At 39.7% G+C, this 21,133-nt stretch carries 22 protein-coding genes and 1 tRNA gene; 19 read left to right on the top strand and 4 right to left on the bottom strand.

Features of this window, described 5'->3' with window-relative positions; translation table 11 throughout:
• From hisA to hisIE, 3 genes are read left to right on the top strand one after another with little or no spacing between them, the layout of a single operon-like run.
• Entirely contained in the window at nucleotides 1–735 is a 735-nt protein-coding gene (hisA, locus tag ML543_RS14925) for a 1-(5-phosphoribosyl)-5-[(5-phosphoribosylamino)methylideneamino]imidazole-4-carboxamide isomerase (RefSeq protein WP_243388231.1), read from the top strand.
• Nucleotides 732–1,490, top strand: a complete 759-nt coding sequence (gene hisF, locus ML543_RS14920) for an imidazole glycerol phosphate synthase subunit HisF (RefSeq protein ID WP_243388230.1) — start codon at nucleotides 732–734, stop codon at nucleotides 1,488–1,490. The genes hisA and hisF overlap by 4 nt, the downstream gene beginning before the upstream one ends.
• The gene (hisIE, locus tag ML543_RS14915) at nucleotides 1,487–2,131 is read left to right on the top strand and encodes a bifunctional phosphoribosyl-AMP cyclohydrolase/phosphoribosyl-ATP diphosphatase HisIE (protein ID WP_243388229.1); all 645 of its coding nucleotides are present in this window, start codon (nucleotides 1,487–1,489) and stop codon (nucleotides 2,129–2,131) included. The genes hisF and hisIE overlap by 4 nt, the downstream gene beginning before the upstream one ends.
• A gap of 131 nt (nucleotides 2,132–2,262) precedes the next feature.
• Here hisIE and ML543_RS14910 read toward each other — a convergent pair whose 3' ends face one another.
• Nucleotides 2,263–2,934 carry a DUF2225 domain-containing protein gene (locus ML543_RS14910; RefSeq protein ID WP_243388228.1) on the bottom strand — a complete coding sequence of 224 codons (672 nt, stop codon included), beginning with the start codon at nucleotides 2,932–2,934 and terminating at the stop codon, nucleotides 2,263–2,265.
• 379 nt (nucleotides 2,935–3,313) lie between these two features.
• On the opposite strand from ML543_RS14910, the gene ML543_RS14905 reads away from it, so the two are divergent.
• From ML543_RS14905 to ML543_RS14875, 7 genes are all read left to right on the top strand, one after another.
• Complete coding sequence (locus ML543_RS14905) at nucleotides 3,314–4,744, top strand: tetratricopeptide repeat protein (protein WP_243388227.1); 1,431 nt, start codon at nucleotides 3,314–3,316, stop codon at nucleotides 4,742–4,744.
• A 123-nt stretch (nucleotides 4,745–4,867) separates the two neighbouring features.
• Nucleotides 4,868–5,818 carry a thioredoxin-disulfide reductase gene (trxB, locus tag ML543_RS14900; protein WP_243388226.1) on the top strand — a complete coding sequence of 317 codons (951 nt, stop codon included), beginning with the start codon at nucleotides 4,868–4,870 and terminating at the stop codon, nucleotides 5,816–5,818.
• A 786-nt stretch (nucleotides 5,819–6,604) separates the two neighbouring features.
• Nucleotides 6,605–7,069 (top strand): NUDIX hydrolase, encoded by a 465-nt coding sequence (locus tag ML543_RS14895; RefSeq protein ID WP_243388225.1) that lies wholly within the window; start codon nucleotides 6,605–6,607, stop codon nucleotides 7,067–7,069.
• 28 nt (nucleotides 7,070–7,097) lie between these two features.
• Nucleotides 7,098–7,985, top strand: coding sequence for an RNase adapter RapZ (gene rapZ, locus ML543_RS14890; protein WP_243388224.1), 888 nt, complete (start codon nucleotides 7,098–7,100; stop codon nucleotides 7,983–7,985).
• Nucleotides 7,986–8,951 (top strand): gluconeogenesis factor YvcK family protein, encoded by a 966-nt coding sequence (locus tag ML543_RS14885; protein WP_243388223.1) that lies wholly within the window; start codon nucleotides 7,986–7,988, stop codon nucleotides 8,949–8,951.
• A gap of 27 nt (nucleotides 8,952–8,978) precedes the next feature.
• Complete coding sequence (gene whiA, locus ML543_RS14880) at nucleotides 8,979–9,929, top strand: DNA-binding protein WhiA (protein WP_243388222.1); 951 nt, start codon at nucleotides 8,979–8,981, stop codon at nucleotides 9,927–9,929.
• 93 nt (nucleotides 9,930–10,022) lie between these two features.
• Entirely contained in the window at nucleotides 10,023–10,280 is a 258-nt protein-coding gene (locus ML543_RS14875; protein WP_243388221.1) for an HPr family phosphocarrier protein, read from the top strand.
• Nucleotides 10,281–10,446: 166 nt separating this feature from the next.
• Here the strand turns inward: ML543_RS14875 and clpP are convergent, their stop codons facing one another.
• On the bottom strand, nucleotides 10,447–11,034 hold the full coding sequence (clpP, locus tag ML543_RS14870; RefSeq protein WP_243388220.1) for an ATP-dependent Clp endopeptidase proteolytic subunit ClpP: 588 nt from the start codon (nucleotides 11,032–11,034) through the stop codon (nucleotides 10,447–10,449).
• A 354-nt stretch (nucleotides 11,035–11,388) separates the two neighbouring features.
• Here clpP and ML543_RS14865 point away from each other — a divergent pair.
• Nucleotides 11,389–11,464: transfer RNA gene (locus tag ML543_RS14865), tRNA-Arg, on the top strand.
• A gap of 260 nt (nucleotides 11,465–11,724) precedes the next feature.
• Here the strand turns inward: ML543_RS14865 and yvfG are convergent.
• Nucleotides 11,725–11,940 carry a protein YvfG gene (yvfG, locus tag ML543_RS14860; protein ID WP_243388219.1) on the bottom strand — a complete coding sequence of 72 codons (216 nt, stop codon included), beginning with the start codon at nucleotides 11,938–11,940 and terminating at the stop codon, nucleotides 11,725–11,727.
• 81 nt (nucleotides 11,941–12,021) lie between these two features.
• Here yvfG and rpoN point away from each other — a divergent pair, with 81 nt between their 5' ends.
• From rpoN to eno, 8 genes are all read left to right on the top strand, one after another.
• Complete coding sequence (gene rpoN, locus ML543_RS14855) at nucleotides 12,022–13,338, top strand: RNA polymerase factor sigma-54 (RefSeq protein ID WP_243388218.1); 1,317 nt, start codon at nucleotides 12,022–12,024, stop codon at nucleotides 13,336–13,338.
• Between the two features lie 12 nt (nucleotides 13,339–13,350).
• Nucleotides 13,351–13,599 (top strand): glutaredoxin family protein, encoded by a 249-nt coding sequence (locus ML543_RS14850; RefSeq protein WP_243388217.1) that lies wholly within the window; start codon nucleotides 13,351–13,353, stop codon nucleotides 13,597–13,599.
• Nucleotides 13,600–13,720: 121 nt separating this feature from the next.
• Nucleotides 13,721–14,743 (top strand): sugar-binding transcriptional regulator, encoded by a 1,023-nt coding sequence (locus ML543_RS14845; RefSeq protein ID WP_243388290.1) that lies wholly within the window; start codon nucleotides 13,721–13,723, stop codon nucleotides 14,741–14,743.
• 54 nt (nucleotides 14,744–14,797) lie between these two features.
• Nucleotides 14,798–15,805 (top strand): type I glyceraldehyde-3-phosphate dehydrogenase, encoded by a 1,008-nt coding sequence (gap, locus tag ML543_RS14840; RefSeq protein WP_243388216.1) that lies wholly within the window; start codon nucleotides 14,798–14,800, stop codon nucleotides 15,803–15,805.
• A gap of 207 nt (nucleotides 15,806–16,012) precedes the next feature.
• Complete coding sequence (locus ML543_RS14835) at nucleotides 16,013–17,197, top strand: phosphoglycerate kinase (protein ID WP_243388215.1); 1,185 nt, start codon at nucleotides 16,013–16,015, stop codon at nucleotides 17,195–17,197.
• Between the two features lie 73 nt (nucleotides 17,198–17,270).
• Nucleotides 17,271–18,032: a triose-phosphate isomerase gene (tpiA, locus tag ML543_RS14830; protein ID WP_243388214.1), complete on the top strand. Its 762-nt coding sequence runs from the start codon at nucleotides 17,271–17,273 to the stop codon at nucleotides 18,030–18,032.
• Entirely contained in the window at nucleotides 18,025–19,560 is a 1,536-nt protein-coding gene (gene gpmI / locus ML543_RS14825) for a 2,3-bisphosphoglycerate-independent phosphoglycerate mutase (RefSeq protein WP_243388213.1), read from the top strand. Before tpiA ends, gpmI begins: the two co-directional genes overlap by 8 nt.
• Nucleotides 19,561–19,611: 51 nt before the next feature.
• Nucleotides 19,612–20,904 (top strand): phosphopyruvate hydratase, encoded by a 1,293-nt coding sequence (eno, locus tag ML543_RS14820; protein ID WP_243388212.1) that lies wholly within the window; start codon nucleotides 19,612–19,614, stop codon nucleotides 20,902–20,904.
• Between the two features lie 78 nt (nucleotides 20,905–20,982).
• Here the strand turns inward: eno and ML543_RS14815 are convergent.
• Nucleotides 20,983–21,133 (bottom strand): transposase (locus tag ML543_RS14815; RefSeq protein WP_243386990.1); only part of this gene is annotated, 151 nt, incomplete at its 5' end.

Genomic DNA, 21,133 nt, shown 5'->3' with positions numbered 1-21,133 from the left:
ATGGGATTTACGATTTACCCAGCCATCGATATTTTAAATGGCAAATGTGTTCGACTAATTCAAGGGGACTATGAGCAAGGAACGGTGTATGGAGACTCTCCGTTTGAGATGGCAAAACGATTTGTTGATGAAGGAGCGGACTGGATTCACCTAGTGGATTTAGATGGAGCGAAAGAAGGAAAAAGAGTAAATCATGAACACGTCATTCGTATTGCAAAAGAGCTCGCTGTAAACGTCCAAGTTGGCGGAGGGATAAGAACAGAGCAGGATGTGGAGGACTACTTTCAAAACGGGGTAGACCGCGTGATTCTCGGAAGTGCTGCTATTTCGAATCGACCTTTTGTCGAAGCGATGCTACGAAAATACGGTGAAAAAATCGCCATCGGAATTGATGCAAAGGATGGCTACGTTTCAATTGAAGGGTGGCTTCAAACTTCTGAACAAAAGGCGGTTGATTTAGCTAAAGCATTAGTAGAAAAAGGAGCAAAAACCTTTATTTTTACGGATATTGCTACAGACGGTATGTTGTCCGGGCCGAATGTAGAGGCTACTTTACGACTAGCTCAAGAAACGAATGCGAACGTTATTGCCTCAGGAGGTGTAGCTTCTGTTGGAGATTTAAAGAAGCTTAGTTTGTTAGAAACAGAGGGAGTGTGTGGAGCGATTGTTGGAAAAGCTCTTTACACTAAGAAGGTACAGTTAAAAGAGGCGATGGTCGAGGTGACACAACGATGATCACAAAGAGAATTATTCCTTGTTTGGACGTAAAAGATGGGCGTGTCGTAAAAGGTGTGCAATTTGTGTCACTAAAGGATGCGGGGGATCCAGTAGAACTCGCTCGTTTTTATGACGAGCAAGGAGCTGATGAGCTCGTTTTTTTAGATATTTCCGCTTCTCATGAAGGGCGTAAAACGATGAAGGAAGTGGTGAAACAAGTAGCTGCTACGTTGGCTATTCCGTTCACCGTTGGTGGCGGTATCAACTCATTAGAAGACATGAAATCCATTTTGCGTGCCGGAGCTGATAAGGTTTCTATTAATACGGCAGCGGTTTTGAACCCATCGTTAATTACGGAAGGTGCTACATTTTTTGGTTCTCAATGTATCGTCGTAGCAATCGATGCCAAGTACGATCCGAATGATGACACATTTTATGTATACACACATGGAGGTCGAAATAAAACGAACAGGGACGTCGTTAGCTGGGCGAAAGAAGCGGTCAGCAAAGGAGCAGGGGAAATTCTTTTAACGAGTATGGATGCAGATGGAGGAAAAAGTGGTTTTGACCTTCGGTTAACGAAATTGGTCAGTGAATCGGTTACTGTACCCGTTATCGCATCCGGAGGAGCAGGAAGTGCAAGGCACTTTTTAGATGCCTATACTATTGGAAAAGCCGACGCTGCTTTAGCAGCTTCAATCTTCCATTACAAAGAAACGTCAGTTAAAGAAGTAAAAGAGTTTTTAAAACAAAAGGGGATACCGATCAGATGAATATTGAACAATTAAAATTTGACCAAAATGGATTCATCGTTTCCGTTGTGCAAGATGTTCAAAGTAAAGAAGTGTTGACGGTTGCTTATATGAATAAGGAATCGTTACAAAAGACGATTGAAACAAAAGAAACGTGGTTTTTTAGCCGCTCTCGGCAACGACTTTGGCATAAAGGGGAAACGTCTGGAAACATACAGAAGGTGGTTGAAATTCGCTACGATTGCGATCAAGATGCGCTCATCGTTCTCGTTGAACCGAATGGACCGGCATGTCATACAGGGGAATATTCTTGCTTTCATCGCACACTTGAGGACTCTTTTACCACGCCATCTCCAAATCGATATGAAATCTTAAACGAGCTAGAAAAAATTATTGCCGATCGAGAAGCGCAACGTCCAAAAGAATCGTATGCGACATACTTATTTGAACATGGGATCGACAAGATTTTGAAGAAAGTCGGTGAAGAAGCAAGCGAAGTAATCATCGCAGCTAAAAATCGAGATAAAGAAGAACTAAAATGGGAAGCGGCTGATTTGATATTTCATTTAATGGTTCTTTTAAGAGAACAAAAACTTCCGTTAGATGAAGTATTCAAAGTGCTTGAAGAAAGACATCGTAAGTCAATTAAAAAGGAAGAGTAACTGTACACCACTTGAGGGTTGTGCAGTTTTTTTGTGGTAGAAATGAGTGGAAATGAAGTTGTATGTGCAAAAGGGGATGGAGGCTTAGCGAAAAAAAGCCTCCGTCGTTAAAAGTTACCTGCAAATCATGTTTAGATGGATTCAGCTTCTCCTAATGTGTCTTTATATTCATGCCATCTTGTTAAAGCGTAGTTTCGATATTTTTTAGAAACGTTTCGATCTGTTATTAAATAGCTAAACCACTTTCTAGCGACTTGATAATGATCAAGTCGTGAGTTGAGGTCTGCGATTAAATAGATAAGCTTGTCTTCTTCAATATCTTGAGTGTCTAATCGTTCATTGGAAAGGACATAATGGAAATCGTTTACGGCATGCTGTAAAAACTTCTTCTCTTCACTTTCTTGTCCATTTATTCGGTATAGCCAAGCAATATTTAAACATAGATGGCCGAGGACAATTTTCCGTTCGCGCGATATTTGCGCGGTTAATAATGCTAGTTTATATGCTTTTAAAGCTTCTTCAAACGTCCGGTTTCCGCATAGGTTAGGGACCGTTTTCATTTTTTGAATGTAGTTCTCTTCGACGAGAGAGCGATATGGTTCAACCAGTTTACGGAATGATTTATGGAAGGCGTAACCGCAATGTGGACAAACGTATATGTCATAAAACATTGGGTTTTCTTTCTCATAGTGGATACAAAAATCGCTATCCATCTTCTTCATTTTAGCTTTATGACTTAATACTTTTGTTGATTGAAAATCTTGATGACAATATAAACACGCTAGTCCTACTTTATAGTACATTCGACTTCCTCCTTCCTTACTACATTTTATTACGAAATCAAGAAAAAGTGTATTAAAAAAGAACGCATTTTTCTGCGTTCGTTCAAATTTTTAGGTCTTTATAACGCGGTAGAATTTGAAGAGTAATAAGAGAGGTACAGTGGCCGAAAGGGTGACGTAATGATGTAAGGTGTGTTGGGGCAAGGTTTATGGTCGTAATAAATGCCTCCCCACATTTTAGTTATAAGGATGCAATTAGTTCATAACAAAAATGATGACGAAAACAGTCTTTAAGATTGAGACGAATCTTTGGGGAAATGGTTCCTGAATTTTACGTATGCTCAACGTTTAATATGTGTTATACTATCCTTCGGCAAATGAAGTGAAATGGAGGATGTTAGTGCGAAATCAAATTGAGAATCGACACGAACAATCAAAGGTTGTCCCATTTTTGCAGGATAGCCATTATTTTTATGAAAGAGGGCTTAAGGCATATAGGGAACGAAATTTAAGTGTAGCCGTCAAGATGTTTGAAAGAGCACTACATTTAAATAATCGTGACGAGGACGTTCTATTGCAGTTAGCCATGACCTACACAGAGCTTTCAGAATATGAAAAATCAAATAAGCTTTTACAATACATTTTAGATGAAATTAACCCTCATTTTGTCGCTGGTTACTACTTTATAGCGAATAATTACGCTCATTTAGGATTGTTTCAAGAGGCGTACAAATATGCGTTGACGTATGAGCAAGAAGATGAAGAGGGGGAGTTTCAAGACGAGAATGATGAACTTCTTGAAATGTTAGCGATTGAAGGAGAAGAAGCCATTACCGATCAAGATGATTTAATTGTAAAGCAAGAGGTTGCAAAATCTTATCTGGAAAAGGGGCAGTTTCAAGAAGCAATTTCCGAACTTCAAGAGTTAATTCATCAATATCCCGAATTTTGGTCTGCTTTTAATAATTTAGCTCTTGCTCACTTTTATCTAGGAGAAGTAGAGGAAGCGAGTCGTTACTTATCTCTTGTGCTTGAGCGAAATCCAGGTAATTTGCATGCCTTATGCAACTTACTTGTTTTTTATTTTTACGAGCGAAAAGATGAAGATGTTGAACAATTAGTAAGAAAGCTTTCCAACATCCACCCGATTTTAGCGGAACATCGATACAAACTAGGGGCCACATTCTCACTTGTAGGGCACTACGATGAGGCGTTTAAGTGGCTTTACCATCTTTATCGAACCGGATTTCAAGGAGATGACACTTTTTATTATTGGCTTTCCTATTCCGCTTATCACACGGGTCATATTGAATTAGCGGAAAAATGTTGGGAAAAAGTTTTGGTGTTTAATCCTGAAAAGGCAGGAGCAGAACCGTGGGGACCATCTAGCTCTTCAAAGGAATTATATAAACAGCTGTACGAAATTTACACAACTTCTAAGCGGAAAGATGCGAAAGAAATTATTTCAACACGTACTTTTCATACGCCAATTGAAAAGGAAGCGATTGAATTTGTTTTATCAGGTGGTAAGTCTCAAACATCTACCATCTCTTTTGCATTTCGGGTAGCCGATTTATTACAAAATGAGCGCAACGAAGAGGAAGTCATCGGTTGGTTTTATATCCTTCTTCTTGCGGTCAACCGAGAATTCAAACTTCAAAATCCAGAGGGATGGGCAGCGGCTTATCATTACTTATATGTAAAAGAGGAATTAGGGGCGAACGTTACGAAAACTTCCATTGCCCATTCTTTCCAACTATCTGTTCAAACCTTATCGAAGTATGTCAAGAAAATGGAAGAGTTATTGTCTATAAATGACGAAAATGTGTAATTCATTGTCCATAGCTTACAAATTTGAGCAAATAAATGGCGAGGATGTTTCTTTTTTTATAGGATAGATTATAGAAAAAGAACTTTAATGAAATTTTTGCTTACCTAGAAGGAGTGAACCGTCGTGGCAGAAGAAAAAATTTATGATGTGATTATTGCTGGTGCTGGTCCTGCTGGTCTAACAGCTGCTGTTTATACATCCCGCGCAGCATTATCAACACTTATGATTGAACGTGGAATTCCGGGTGGACAAATGGCGAATACGGAAGAAGTTGAAAACTACCCAGGTTTTGACCATATTTTAGGACCGGATTTATCGAATAAAATGTTTGAGCACGCGAAAAAATTCGGTGCTGAGTATGCGTATGGTGATGTAACAGACATTATCGATGGGGAAGAGTATAAGATTGTAAAAGCAGGAAGCAAAGAATATAAAGCTCGTGCTGTCATCATTTCTACAGGTGCGGAGTGGAAGAAGTTAGGCGTTCCGGGCGAAAGTGAATTAGGTGGCCGTGGAGTATCCTACTGCGCAGTTTGTGACGGAGCTTTCTTTAAAGGAAAGGACTTGATCGTCGTTGGTGGGGGAGACTCAGCCGTAGAAGAGGGCGTTTACTTAACTCGCTTTGCTAACAAAGTAACTATCGTGCATCGTCGTGATCAGCTCCGTGCACAGAAAATTTTACAGCAACGTGCATTTGATAATGAGAAGGTTGACTTCATTTGGAATCATACGGTAAAAGAGATTCATGAAGAGAATGGAAAAGTCGGCAAAGTAACTCTTGTAAACACACAAACAGGAGAAGAGTCAGAACAAAAAATCGATGGTGTGTTCATCTATATCGGAATGATTCCATTATCTAAACCGTTTGAAAAGCTTGGAATTACAAATGAGAATGGTTACATTGAAACGAATGAGCAAATGGCAACAAGTGTGCCGGGTATTTTTGCAGCTGGAGACGTTCGTGAGAAAACGTTGCGTCAAATTGTAACTGCTACTGGTGATGGAAGTATTGCTGCAGCGAGTGCACAACATTATGTAGAAGAACTAAAAGAAAAGTTAAAAGCGTTAAAATAATCATCGACAGCTATTGTCGAATGGTGTTTACAAATTCGTAACGGTCATTTAATTCTCTTGTAACATCCATGAAATATATATTCGTTACTATGGAGGTAGTAATTGACCCCCTTTTAAAAAATAGACGTAGGTAGCACGGGTGCCCTTTCCCGTGCTTTTTTTTATTGTTACAGAAAGTTTAAGTGCAATAAAGTGTTAAAATATTCTCTTTACCGTTTTTTTTTGGTGTCTAGCTCCAAGCGCCATCGGCTCGGGTCGCTTCGGCCCTGCTATAGCGACGGAAGCCTCCTTGCAGGTCCTCCAGCGCCCATCGCCTAAGGACTTGCGCTTTGCGTTTTTCTTATCGGTCATGAATTAATGAACAAAGCGAAAGGCAACGTGAAAACATTGCAGACGAGCTTGTGAATGAACCTCAGCTATAAGTGCCTATGTCCTATGCAAAGTCTCTTTCCGCTTCTTTTAGAAAACAACCTTTAGTAATCATGGTGATTTTTACTTTATATAATGGTGCAACTTTCTCCCCTCGGAAAGCAAGTGTCAGGAGCGAAATAGTAAATATTCATTTAAAAATAGTTGTAAAAGCAATAATGCTTTTATTTACAACATCATTAAAATCTACATCTTTCTACATAAAAGCGTAAACGTTTAAGAATTCTGTCACGATTTGATTCGTTGTGATAACGTGCTAATTAATAGTATAATGAAATGAATAAAACTTTCGTTTTAACGACTGAAAAACGTTGCGTAAATTGAGAGTATAGATGTGAAACGCTTGAGGTGATATCGTTGCAAAGAGTTACGAATTGCGTATTATTAAAGGACGGAAAAGTGTTGTTGTTACAAAAGCCGCGTAGGAATTGGTGGTCTGCTCCAGGGGGAAAAATGGAGCAAGGAGAGTCCATTAAAGACTCGGTTATTCGTGAATTTAGAGAGGAAACCGGTATTTATCTGTCGAGCCCAAAAATTAAAGGCGTGTTTACGTTCATTATTAAAGAAGGGCATGAAGTTATTAAAGAATGGATGATGTTTACCTTTTTTGCCGAGCAATTTAGCGGGGAAAATGTTACCGAGACAGAGGAAGGAACGTTAGCTTGGCATTCCGTTCAAGATATTCATGAACTTCCGATGGCACCGGGGGATTATCATATTATCGATTATATGATTAAAGGATCTGGAACGATTTACGGTACCTTTACGTATACACCAGAGTTTGAACTCATTTCGTACCGCCTAGATCCTCAGCCAGCTTAAGCCAATATGTGGGGGAGGCTTGAATCGAATGGAAAATGTACATGCATCTGAAATTAAATTGGTTATCATTACCGGGATGTCCGGAGCTGGAAAGACGGTAGCTATTCAAAGCTTAGAAGATTTAGGCTACTTTTGTGTAGATAATTTACCGCCAACCTTACTTCCTAAATTTATCGAGCTTGTAAAAGAGTCCGGTAACAAGATGAATAAAGTTGCCCTCGTGATGGATTTACGGGGAAGAGAATTCTTTGATTCGTTATTCCAAGCACTTGATGAGATGACGAATCTCGACTGGGTAACTCCGCAGATTTTATTTTTAGACGCAAATGATCAAGTGCTTGTGACTCGTTATAAAGAGACAAGACGATCACATCCACTTGCAGCGACAGGACTCCCGTTAGAAGGAATTCAATCTGAAAGGCAGTTATTACAAGAATTAAAAGGTCGCGCCCAAATCATTTATGATACATCGAATTTAAAACCTCGACAGTTGAGAGAGAAAATACTGAAACAATTTTCAGAAGATGAAAATCATACATTTAACGTTCATGTTATGTCGTTTGGATTTAAGTATGGGATACCGATTGACGCGGATTTAGTTTTTGATGTCCGTTTCTTGCCAAATCCGCACTATATTGATCATATGAGACCAAAAACTGGACTGGAAGAAGAAGTGTCATCCTATGTCCTCAAGTGGAATGAAACATCTAAGTTTATTGAGAAGACAACGGATTTATTAACGTTCATGTTACCGCAGTATAAACGTGAGGGGAAAAGTCAGTTAGTCATTGCGATTGGTTGTACGGGGGGACAACATCGCTCAGTTACATTAGCAGAATACTTCGGAAAGCATTTTAAAGCAGAATATAAAACGCATATTACGCATCGAGATATCGATAGGAGAAAACAACGTTAAATGACGAATAATGAAAAAGCGAAAGTCGTCATTATCGGAGGGGGAACGGGATTATCTGTCCTCCTTCGCGGATTAAAGAAATATCCGTTCGATCTTACAGCTATTGTAACTGTAGCCGATGATGGAGGTAGCTCTGGTCGATTGCGTGATGAACTCAATATCCCCCCGCCAGGAGATGTTCGAAATGTGCTAGCTGCCCTATCTGATGTTGAACCACTTGTTGAAGATTTATTTCAGCACCGTTTCCAAAAAGGAAATAATCTAACAGGGCACTCGCTTGGAAATCTAATCTTGGCAGCAATGACGAATATTACAGGCGATTTTATGCATGCGATACGTGAAATGAGCAAAGTGTTAAACGTTCGAGGTCGCGTGCTGCCTGCTGCGAACCGCAGTGTTGTGTTAAATGCTGAAATGGAAGACGGAACGGTAGTAACAGGAGAATCAAAAATCCCGTATTCCGGAAAAAAGATTAAACGTGTCTTTTTAACTCCTGATAATGTGGAGCCGCTACCTGAATCCATTGAAGCCATTCGAACGGCAGACATGATTATCTTAGGTCCAGGTAGCCTATACACAAGCATTTTGCCAAACTTACTCGTTCCGAAGATTGGACATGAAATTAGTCAAGCAAAAGGGAAAAAAGTATATATATGCAATGTGATGACTCAAGCGGGTGAGACGTTAAACTTTTCCGCTAGCGATCATGTTAAAGCGCTTTATCAGCACTTAAAGTGTTCGTTTATCGATACGATCATCGTCAACAAAATGGAAGTGCCGAATGAAATTAAAGAACGATATGCGGAAGAGAAAGCGGAACCTGTTTATGTAGATCTTGAACACTTACAACAACTTGGCTTACAAGTGATTCAGGATGATATTATTTCTTTTGAGAATCAGGTGATTCGACATAACACGAATAAAGTAGCATCAATCTTACATCGCGTTCTTCAAACAAATGAATAGTTAGGCGTTCGATTGGAGGTGGTTCCTTTGTCATTTGCTTCTGAAACAAAGAAAGAATTAACGAACATCGATGTGAAAACTTGTTGCTTAAAAGCTGAATTGTCTGCTCTAATCCGAATGAATGGCTCACTTTCCTTTTCCAATCGAAAGCTCATTTTAGATGTACAAACTGAAAATGCGGCAATTGCAAGACGAATTTATACGTTAACGAAAAGGCAATACGAAGTACCGGTTGAATTGCTTGTACGGAAAAAAATGCGCTTGAAAAAAAATAATGTGTACATCGTTCGTCTTGTAGAACAAGTGAAAGAAATATTAGAGGACTTACACATATTAGGTGAAGGGTTTACATTTAATCACGAGATTTCTTCCACTCTTGTAGCGAAGAAATGTTGTAAACGGTCATACATTCGGGGCGCATTTCTTGCAGGAGGTTCTGTGAATAATCCAGAAACTTCATCTTATCATCTTGAGATTTTCTCACTTTACAAAGAGCATAATGATTCACTTTCAGCACTAATGAACTACTTTGAGTTAAATAGTAAGACATTGGAGCGAAAGAAAGGGTATATTACGTATTTAAAAGAGGCAGAGAAAATCGGAGAATTTTTAACTTTAGTCGGAGCGCATCAAGCAGTTTTACGATTTGAAGATGTACGTATTGTTCGTGATATGCGAAACTCAGTTAATCGTTTAGTGAATTGTGAAACAGCGAACTTAAATAAAACAATTGGTGCAGCGCTTCGTCAAGTGGAAAACATTAAGTTAATCGATGAGCGCATCGGTTTAGAAGCGCTTCCAGATAAGTTGCGAGAGATAGCGGAATTGCGCGTCACGTATCAAGACGTGACGTTGAAAGAACTAGGTGAGATGGTAACGAGTGGAAAGATTAGTAAATCTGGCATTAACCATCGTTTGCGAAAGCTAGACCAAATTGCAGAGCAACTAAGATCAGGGCAAACGGTTTCATTTAAATGATAAAAACAATGCCGTTTTAGGATGCTTTGGTCCATGAAATATTCGTATCGAATTAGGGAAGATTAATTTAATGATAGGAAAGAGGGGAATTAAATGGTTGAGAAAAAAGTAGAAGTACGGTTAAAGACGGGGCTTCAAGCGAGACCGGCAGCGATGTTTGTTCAAGAAGCAAATAAATATTCCGCTGACGTTTTTCTTGAGAAGGATGGGAAAAAGGTAAATGCCAAATCAATCATGGGGCTGATGAGTTTAGCAATTAGTTCCGGATCTATCATTACGTTAATTGCTGACGGTAATGACGAACAAGAAGCACTAGAGTCTTTAGCAGAATATGTTCAACAAGAAGGATAAATGAAAAAGGGTGCGATAGTCAGGTTTTCCTTACTTTTCGCACCCTGATTGTATTTATTAAGCATAAGTAGATATCTGCTTGTTTTACTTGCAGTATCTCCTTTGTCTCAGTGTGGGAGAGTCTCCCGTTCGTATGACGTTGGGCAGTCTCATCCACTTTTCTTCATTACTTATTGTCCGGCATTAACACTTTGTCAATTAAGCCATATTCTAATGCGCGTTCAGCTGTCATGAAGTTATCACGGTCTGTGTCGCGCTCGATGACTTCAAGAGGTTGGCCTGTACGGTCAGCTAAGATTTTGTTTAATTTATCGCGCATAGCAAGGATGCGTCGTGCAGCGATGTCAATATCCGTTGCTTGACCTTGTGCACCACCGAGTGGTTGGTGAATCATCACTTCACTGTTTGGTAAAGCAAAACGTTTGCCCTTCGTTCCAGCGGCAAGTAAAAATGCGCCCATCGATGCAGCCATTCCGATACACATTGTCGAAACATCCGGCTTAATAAACTGCATTGTATCATAAATAGCCATACCAGCAGTAATAGAACCACCAGGGCTATTAATGTATAAAGAGATGTCTTTCTCAGGGTCTTCCGCTGCTAAAAATAGCAATTGAGCCACTACTGAGTTTGCAACGTGATCATCAATTGGCGTTCCTAAAATGATGATGCGGTCTTTTAAAAGACGAGAATAAATATCGTAAGCACGTTCACCGCGATTTGTTTGTTCGATTACCGTAGGAATAAGGTTCATTAAAATTCCTCCCTTAATTAAAGGTGTTATTTTGTTGTTATTTCCATCATACATTGAAGGTCAATAAAGGTCAAACAATAAACCTTCTACTCATGTGTTTGAATCTTTATTTGCTTTCAGCTTCTACATTGGTGAGAACGTACACCTTCTGGCAAAAGATATTTTAAAAAGGCATAACATAATCAGATGTAATAGGAAATGCAAAAAAGACTTATATTCTACTTTCGATTTTAATTTGATAATTCCTTTATTATGTACAGAAAACATTTTTCCCGTTTTTTATCATTTCAAACCTCTGACTTACTTGAAATGATAAAAGTTTTCCATTATAATTTTATGTGACATTTATAATATGCGCTCGTAGCTCAGTTGGATAGAGCGGTGGTTTCCGGTACCACGTCTGCCGGGGGTTCGAGTCCCTCCGAGCGCGTCATGAGGAGATCTCTTAAAAAAGAGGTCTCTTTTCTTATATTCTCTACAAAATACGGCATATTTGCATATTGTGTAAATAAATATAGGATTACAAATACAACAGAAAACCCTAACAACCGTTAGGGCTCGGGTATTGAAGTGACTTGAGATCGTTCGTTCTACTATATTCATGTTACAGTCGGTCACTTCTTCATGTATGGACTTGAAGCTCATTACTTGCGGATGGAAGAAACAATCCTTCCAAGTTAGGGAGTACGTTTACAATTCCGATTTAATATTATTGTAAGCGACATCGAGATTTTGAATGCGTTTCAGAACTTCAGCATTTTTCGTTAATTGATCGTGTACGAGAGTGGACACGACAGAGCGGTAATAGCTATTCATCGCATCAATTTTAGAAGCTCCATTTGCATTCATTTTTAGATGCTGGCGAAAATTCTCTTCGAAATAGGGCACAGAAAACATTTGCGTCATATGCAACCTCTCCTTCCAAATTCTCTCATTCAAACTTCTCATTTTCTGTTGTACAATGTAATTGTATAGGGGGAAGGTATTATGAATATGAAAGTTGGTTTAATTCAAGAGCAATCGTTAAAGTTAACGATGACGAAAGAACTCCAACAAGCTATTACTCTTTTGCAATATTCAACTGTAGATTTAGTTTCCTATCTACAAGAAGTAACATTAGAAAATCCCCTAATCGATTTTATTGATAAATCGAGTACGACTGTATTTTACCACAACAAAGGTAATCATACGGAAGAAAAGGAAAACTGGATTGAAAATGTCTCGAAAAAAGGCACAAGCTTGCATGAATATTTGCGGTCACAGCTTTGTGGTCTTCACTTCTCACCAATTGAACGGAATGCTATTGAAATATTGATCGATGCTGTGGACCGAAACGGGTACATGAAGGAAGATCTATCGAGTCTATCCATTCAATTTCACGTACCAGAAGAAGTGTTGGAAAAGCAACTACATGTGCTTCAAACACTAGATCCGGTTGGGGTTGGGGCACGTGATTTACAAGAGTGTCTTCTTCTTCAATTACAACATCGAAACGACGAAATGACTTCACTTGCATACAACGTTGTAAAGGAGTTTTTTCATCCTTTTGCTCAAAAGGCGTGGAAAGAAATTGTGAAAGAAACAGGACTTACTCTTCATCAAGTTCAGGCAATACACGACTACATTCAATGCTTAAATCCACGACCAGGCATACAATTCGAGGAAGAAGCTCCCACATATATCGTCCCGGATTTAATTATTGAAGAAAAGCAAGGTCAATGGATGGTTTACTATAATGATGAATTTCTTCCGCAAATTCGAATGAATGCGAGTTATGAACCGCTTATGGGAACAGGAAGCGATACGGAGATTAAAAGCTATGTTGTGAATAAAATGCAACAGTGCAAGTGGCTCGTTAAGTCGTTAGAACAGCGAAAAGACACGTTATTAAGAGTAATGAAAGAAATTATTCGTCGACAGCCGGACTTTTTCGTATTGAAGAATCATGTTTTGAAACCGTTAACATTAAAAGATATTGCAGACGAGTTAAATATACACGAATCGACTGTAAGTCGTGCTGTAAAAGATAAATATGTTCAAACACCATTTGGCCTTTACGAATTAAAATATTTCTTTACAAACCGCGTTGCGTCTTCTGACTCAGATGATACTTCTGCGGCAAATGTGAAAAAAGTTATTCAGCAATTAGTAGATAACGAAAATAAGAAAAAGCCACTTTCAGATCAAAAAATTGCAGATGTATTGAAGAAAGACTATCAAATGACGGTTTCCAGAAGAACGGTGGCGAAATATCGGGATCAATTAAATATCCCTTCATCAAGTTTACGAAAAAGATATGATTGAGAGGGTAGAAGATTGCAAGTTGTTGTTTATAGTAAGAATGGATGTCCCTTATGCGATGAGGCGATTGAGCATTTGAAAGAATTACAAAACGAGTATCCAATTACCATTAACGTAGTTGATATTTACGAGAATGATGACCTTTTAGAGAAGTATCAACTCATGATTCCAGTCGTTGAAATAAAGGGTGAAATCATCGGTTATGGGAAATTGGAGAAAAATTTTTTAAGAAAGCGTTTGCTTGAAGAGTCATATGTTGATTAACGTTTTAACCCCTGCTACAATAAAGATGTAACAGGGGTGTTTTTTTTTACGCCAAGCGGGACACAATAAGTCTTATAGGGACACGAAATGTCCCAACACTGTTGGTGAGAGGGTTTTAATGATGAAGTCAATCATTGAAGTGCAAAAAAAATTATTACCAGATCTTCTCCAAATTATGCAAAAGAGAGTGTATATTCTACAACACATTCGCGTAATGCAACCGGTTGGAAGAAGGAGTCTTTCGAACAATCTAGGCATTAGCGAGCGCGTATTACGTGGAGAAGTTCAGTTTTTGAAGGAACAAGATTTGATTCATATTCACCCCTCTGGTATGACGTTAACCGAGCAAGGTGCAGAGCTTTTACCAGCGATGGAAGAAATGGTAAAAGAAGTATCTGGCCTTTCCATAATGGAAGAAAAGCTAAAGCGTGCGCTCAATTTAAAAGAAGTCATTGTCGTTTCGGGGGATAGTGACCAATCTCCTTGGGTGAAAAAAGAGCTTGGTCGAGCTTGCGTTCAAACATTAAATCAACGGCTTGAAGGAAATGAAACGATTGCCGTTGCTGGAGGAACAACGTTAGCTGCTGTAGCTGATATGATGACGCCAAGTGACAAGCAAAAGCATACGCTTTTCGTCCCAGCAAGAGGTGGGCTCGGTGAAAACGTGGAAAACCAGGCAAACACAATTTGCGCAAAAATGGCGAAACGCGCTCAAAGTAATTATCGTCTTTTACACGTGCCAGATCAGTTGAGTGTAGAAGCGTATCAGTCGATTATAGAAGAACCAACGATACGAGACCTTTTACACGTCATTCGCTCTTCCAACATCGTTTTACATGGAATAGGAGATGCGAAGACAATGGCTGATCGAAGACGGACGCCTCACGATGATGTCGAAAAAATCGAACAGCTGAAGGCGGTAGGCGAAGCCTTTGGATATTACTTCAATCAAGAGGGAGAAGTCGTTCACAAAGTTCAAACAGCAGGTATTCAGCTCGATGACTTAAAGAACATCCCTTGTGTCATTGCTGTAGCAGGAGGAGCTTCCAAGGCAAAAGCGATAAAGGCGTACATGAAACAAGCCATTGATCACATCTTAATTACGGATGAAGGCGCAGCAAAAGAGCTTTTAAGGGAACTATGATTTTCTTCCCTTTAAATAAAAATTATATCCATAACTTTAAGGAGGATTTTAACGATGGCAGTTAAAATTGGTATTAACGGTTTTGGCCGTATCGGACGTAACGTTTTCCGTGCAGCTCTAAACAATCCTGAAGTAGAAGTAGTAGCAGTAAACGATTTAACAGATGCAAACATGCTTGCACATCTTTTAAAATATGATTCTGTACACGGTACACTGGATGCAGAAGTTGCAGTAAACGGCAACGACTTAGTTGTAAATGGTAAAGAAATTAAAGTTCTTTCTGAGCGTGACCCAGCAGCTCTTGGTTGGGGAGACCTTGGTGTAGAAATCGTTGTAGAATCTACTGGTCGTTTCACAAACCGTGCAGATGCTGCGAAACACCTTGAAGCTGGTGCGAAGAAAGTAATTATCTCTGCTCCTGCAAAAGACGAAGATATCACAGTTGTAATGGGTGTTAACCATGACAAGTATGATGCAGCTAGCCATCATGTCATTTCTAACGCTTCTTGTACAACAAACTGCTTAGCTCCATTCGCTAAAGTATTAAACGACAAATTCGGTATCAACCGCGGTATGATGACAACAGTTCACGCATACACAAACGACCAACAAATCTTAGACTTACCTCATAAAGATTACCGTCGTGCTCGTGCAGCTGCTGAGTCTATCATCCCAACAACAACTGGTGCGGCTAAAGCTGTTGCATTAGTATTACCTGAATTAAAAGGTAAATTAAACGGTATGGCTATGCGCGTTCCTACTTCTAACGTTTCGATCGTTGACTTAGTTGCAGAGTTAGATAAAGACGTAACAGTTGAAGAAGTAAACGCAGCACTTAAAGAAGCAGCTGAAGGCGAATTACAAGGTATCTTAGGATACAGCGAAGAGCCATTAGTATCTCGAGACTACAACGGAAATGCGAACTCTTCTACAGTAGATGCATTATCTACAATGGTAATGGAAGGTCGTATGGTGAAAGTTGTATCTTGGTACGACAACGAAACTGGTTACTCTAACCGTGTAGTTGACTTAGCTGCATACGTTGCTAAGCAAGGTCTTTAATTCGTAATCAGTCGATTTGTATAGACTTGTAAGACATTAGACCTTATAGAATACACTTGTTACCACTCTGTTGAAAAAGCTATAATGAATAGCGGAAAGGGGAATGGGGATTTTAATCAACGCCCCCTTCCCCTTTTTGTTCACTATGAAGAAAGCATTTTGAATCCGATCCATAATGCTTTCAATCTCAAAGGAGGACCTTTGAACATGAATAAAAAAACGGTTAAAGATGTGGATGTTAAAGGAAAGGTAGTCTTTTGCCGCGTAGACTTTAACGTACCAATGAAAGATGGCCAGGTAACAGACGATACTCGTATTCGTGCTGCATTACCAACAATTCAATATTTAGTAGAACAAGGAGCGAAAGTTCTATTGGCAAGCCATCTTGGTCGACCGAAAGGACAAGTTGTTGAAGAGCTTCGTTTAACACCAGTCGCGAAGCGTCTTGAAGAACTTTTAGGTAAACCGGTTCAAAAAGCGGATGAAGCTTACGGTGATGCTGTCAAAGCGCTAGTTTCTAGCATGAACGAAGGAGACGTTCTCGTATTAGAAAACGTTCGCTTCTACCCAGGTGAAGAAAAGAACGATGCAGACTTATCAAAAGCATTTGCTGAATTAGCAGATGTTTATGTTAATGATGCGTTCGGTGCTGCTCACCGTGCTCATGCTTCAACTGCAGGTATTGCAGAACACTTACCAGCAGTTGCAGGCTTCTTAATGGAGAAAGAATTGAACGTATTAGGAAAAGCGCTTGAAAATCCAGATCGTCCATTCACTGCAATCATTGGTGGAGCGAAAGTAAAAGATAAGATTGGCGTTATCGAAAGCCTACTTGATCGCGTAGATAACTTAATTATCGGCGGTGGTCTTGCATATACGTTCGTGAAAGCATTAGGTCATGAAATCGGTAAATCTTTATTAGAAGAAGATAAGATTGAGTTAGCGAAAGACTTCATGGCTCGCGCGAAAGAGAAAGGCGTTAACTTCTATATGCCAGTAGACGTAATCGTTGCAGATGACTTCTCAAACGATGCTAATACGAAAGTTGTCTCCATCGACAGCATTCCTTCAGATTGGGAAGCGTTAGATATTGGACCAAAGACGCGCGAAACATACAAAGACGTTATTCATAACTCAAAGTTAGTTGTATGGAACGGTCCAATGGGCGTATTTGAAATCGATGCTTTTGCAAATGGAACGAAAGCTGTTGCTGAAAGCTTAGCAACTGCAGAGAATACATACACAGTTATCGGTGGTGGTGACTCTGCAGCAGCAGTTGAAAAATTCAATCTTGCTGACAAGATGGACCACATCTCAACTGGTGGCGGTGCTTCTCTAGAGTTTATGGAAGGCAAAGCTTTACCAGGTGTTGAAGCATTACAAAATAAATAAACCCTAATCAAACCCTAAAATACCCTTTTAAATAACGGATGACACAAAGCCTTTAAAAAGGAAGGTGTAAACGATGAGAAAACCTATTATTGCAGGTAACTGGAAAATGCATAAAACACTTTCTGAAGCAAAAAGCTTTGTGAAGGAAGTGAAAACACTCGTTCCATCTGTTGAGAAAGTAGATGCGGTTGTATGTTCACCAGCACTATTTCTTGGTCAATTAGTGGACGAAGTAAAGGGCACTGAGTTAAAAATTGGTGCTCAAAACATGCACTTTGAAGAACAAGGTGCTTTCACAGGTGAAGTAAGCCCTGTTGCACTGAAAGATTTAGGCGTTCAATATGTAATCATTGGACATTCAGAGCGTCGCGAAATGTTCAACGAAACAGATGAATCAGTAAATCGTAAAGTGATGGCTGCTTTTAAACATGGCTTAACTCCAATCGTTTGTGTAGGTGAATCTCTTGAAGAGCGTGAAGCTGGTCAAACAAATGCATTAGTTGGCGAGCAAGTGAAAAAAGCACTTCAAGGATTAGATGAAGCACAAGTGAAGCAAGTAGTAATTGCGTATGAGCCAATCTGGGCAATCGGAACGGGTAAATCTTCATCTGCAGAAGATGCTAATGAAGTTTGTGCACATATTCGTCAAGTTGTTGCTGATGTATTCTCAAACGAAGCAGCAAACAGCATCCGTATCCAATACGGTGGCAGCGTAAAGCCTGCGAACATTAAAGAATACATGGCACAGCCAGATATTGATGGTGCACTAGTTGGTGGAGCTAGCTTAGAAGCTCAGTCTTTCTTACAGCTTTTGGAGGCAGGACAACATGAGTAAAAAACCAGTAGCGCTAATCGTACTCGACGGATTCGCTCTTCGCGATGAGGCGAAAGGAAACGCAGTCGAGCAAGCGAAAAAGCCAAACTTTGACCGTTTTTGGAACGAGTATCCTCATGCAACTTTAAAAGCGTGCGGTGAAGCAGTAGGTCTTCCAGAAGGTCAAATGGGGAACTCGGAAGTAGGACATTTAAACATTGGTGCCGGTCGAATCGTTTATCAAAGTTTAACACGTGTAAACGTAGCGATTCGAGAAGGAGAGTTCTTTGAGAACGAAATGTTCCTTTCAGCGATGAAGCACGTAAAGGAAAAAGGAACGAATCTTCACCTTTTCGGTTTATTATCAGATGGTGGTGTTCACAGCCATATCCAACATTTATACGCGTTGCTTAAGCTTGCAAAAGATCAAGGCGTAGAAAATGTTTATATTCATGGGTTTTTAGACGGCCGTGATGTTGGACCACAAACAGCTAAACAATACATTGAAGAATTAAACGCTAAAATTGAAGAGTACGGCGTAGGTGAGATTGCGACTATTTCAGGCCGTTACTACTCAATGGATCGTGATAAGCGTTGGGATCGTGTAGAAAAAGCTTATCGTGCGATGGTATACGGGGAAGGCCCATCTTATAAAGATGCATCCGCTTGTGTGGAAGATTCTTATGCAAACGGCATCTATGATGAGTTCGTTATTCCATCTGTTATTACGAAGGAAGATGGAAGCCCTGTTGCCACAATTAAAGATGAAGATGCGGTTATTTTCTACAATTTCCGCCCAGATCGCGCGATTCAAATCTCAAACACGTTTACGAATAAAGATTTCCGTTCGTTCGATCGTGGAGAGAAGCATCCTGAAAACTTATACTTTGTGTGTTTAACACATTTCAGTGAAACAGTTGACGGATATGTTGCTTTCAAGCCAGTGAACTTAGATAACACACTTGGAGAAGTGATTTCTCAAGGTGGCTTAAAGCAGCTTCGTATTGCGGAAACAGAAAAGTATCCGCACGTAACATTCTTTATGAGCGGTGGTCGTGAGGAAAAATTCCCGGGAGAAGAACGCATTTTAATTGATTCTCCGAAAGTTGCAACATACGACCTGAAGCCTGAAATGAGTGCTTATGAAGTAACGGAAGCACTTTTAAATGAAATCGATGCGGATAAGCATGATGCGATTATTTTAAACTATGCAAACCCTGATATGGTTGGGCACTCCGGAATGCTTGAACCAACAATTAAAGCGGTTGAAACAGTTGACGAATGCCTAGGAAAAGTCGTTGACCGCATTATCGAAAAGGGTGGCGTAGCTATTATTACAGCTGACCACGGAAATGCGGATGAAGTCGTGACACTAGAAGGAAATCCTCAAACAGCTCATACGACAAATCCAGTTCCTGTCATTGTAACGAAAAAAGGAATTGAATTACGAAATGACGGCATTTTAGGTGACTTAGCACCGACAATGCTTGAGTTACTCGGTTTAAATCAACCGACTGAAATGACTGGCCAAACACTTATTCAAAAGTAATCAAGTGATCATCTCGAGATGAAAATAACCATAAAAAAGGAGTCGAAAAACATGCCACAAATTATTGATGTTTATGCTCGCGAAGTATTAGATTCTCGCGGTAACCCAACTGTTGAAGTAGAAGTTTACACTGAGTCTGGCGCATTTGGTCGTGCATTAGTACCAAGCGGTGCTTCTACTGGTGAATATGAAGCAGTAGAATTACGTGACGGTGACAAAGAGCGTTACTTAGGTAAAGGTGTATTACAAGCAGTTAAAAACGTAAACGAAATTATCGCTCCAGAACTTTTAGGTATGGACGTAACTGAGCAAAACGCTATTGATATGCTTTTATTAGAGCTTGACGGTACTGAAAACAAAGGTAAATTAGGTGCGAACGCAATTCTTGGAGTTTCTATGGCGGCAGCTCGTGCAGCAGCGGATTTCCTTGGCGTTCCTTTATACGAGTACCTTGGTGGTTTCAACGCGAAAACATTACCAGTACCAATGATGAACATCTTAAACGGTGGTGCACACGCTGATAATAACGTAGATATTCAAGAATTCATGGTTATGCCAGTAGGTGCTGAAAACTTCCGTGAAGCACTTCGCATGGGAACAGAAATCTTCCATAGCTTAAAAGCAGTACTTAAGTCTAAAGGCTACAACACTGCAGTAGGTGACGAAGGTGGTTTCGCTCCAAACTTAAGCTCTAACGAAGAAGCTTTACAAACAATCATCGAAGCAATTGAAAAAGCTGGTTACAAGCCTGGCGAGCAAATCATGCTTGCAATGGACGTAGCTTCTTCTGAGTTATTCAACAAAGAAGATGGCAAGTACCACTTAGCAGGTGAAGGTGTTGTGAAAACATCTGAAGAAATGGTTGACTGGTATGAAGAGCTTGTATCTAAATATCCGATCATTTCAATTGAAGACGGTTTAGATGAAAACGATTGGGAAGGTCACAAACTTTTAACTGAGCGTATCGGTCATAAAGTTCAATTAGTAGGTGACGACTTATTCGTAACGAACACGAAGAAGCTTTCTCAAGGTATCGAGCAAGGTGTTGGTAACGCAATCTTAATTAAAGTGAACCAAATCGGTACACTTACTGAAACTTTTGAAGCAATTGAAATGGCAAAACGCGCTGGTTACACAGCAGTTATCTCTCACCGTTCTGGTGAAACAGAAGATAGCACAATTGCTGACATCGCTGTTGCTACAAACGCTGGTCAAATCAAAACAGGTGCTCCTTCTCGTACTGACCGTGTTGCGAAATACAACCAATTACTTCGCATTGAAGACAACTTAGGTGCAACTGCAAAGTACGAAGGATTAAAATCTTTCTACAACTTAAAAAAATAATTGAAAGATAATAAAAATCCTCCTCTTTTTTAAGGGTTCTACGTCAAATGTTGGGGTAGGAGTATTTCCTATTACTCCTCACCCCACTTGAATATCATACGATTTCAATTGATGATGTAATAATATCTTTAATCGGAAGCGATCATAACGTTTAAACCCAAACGCATTCCGTTTAATTACTTTTGTTTGATTGTTTAATCCTTCTATAAATCCGTTGTTATATTCAAAG

This window comes from Bacillus kexueae (assembly GCF_022809095.1).
GTDB lineage: Bacteria > Bacillota > Bacilli > Bacillales > Aeribacillaceae > Bacillus_BZ > Bacillus_BZ kexueae.
This window is presented reverse-complemented; position numbering and strand designations above follow the sequence as displayed.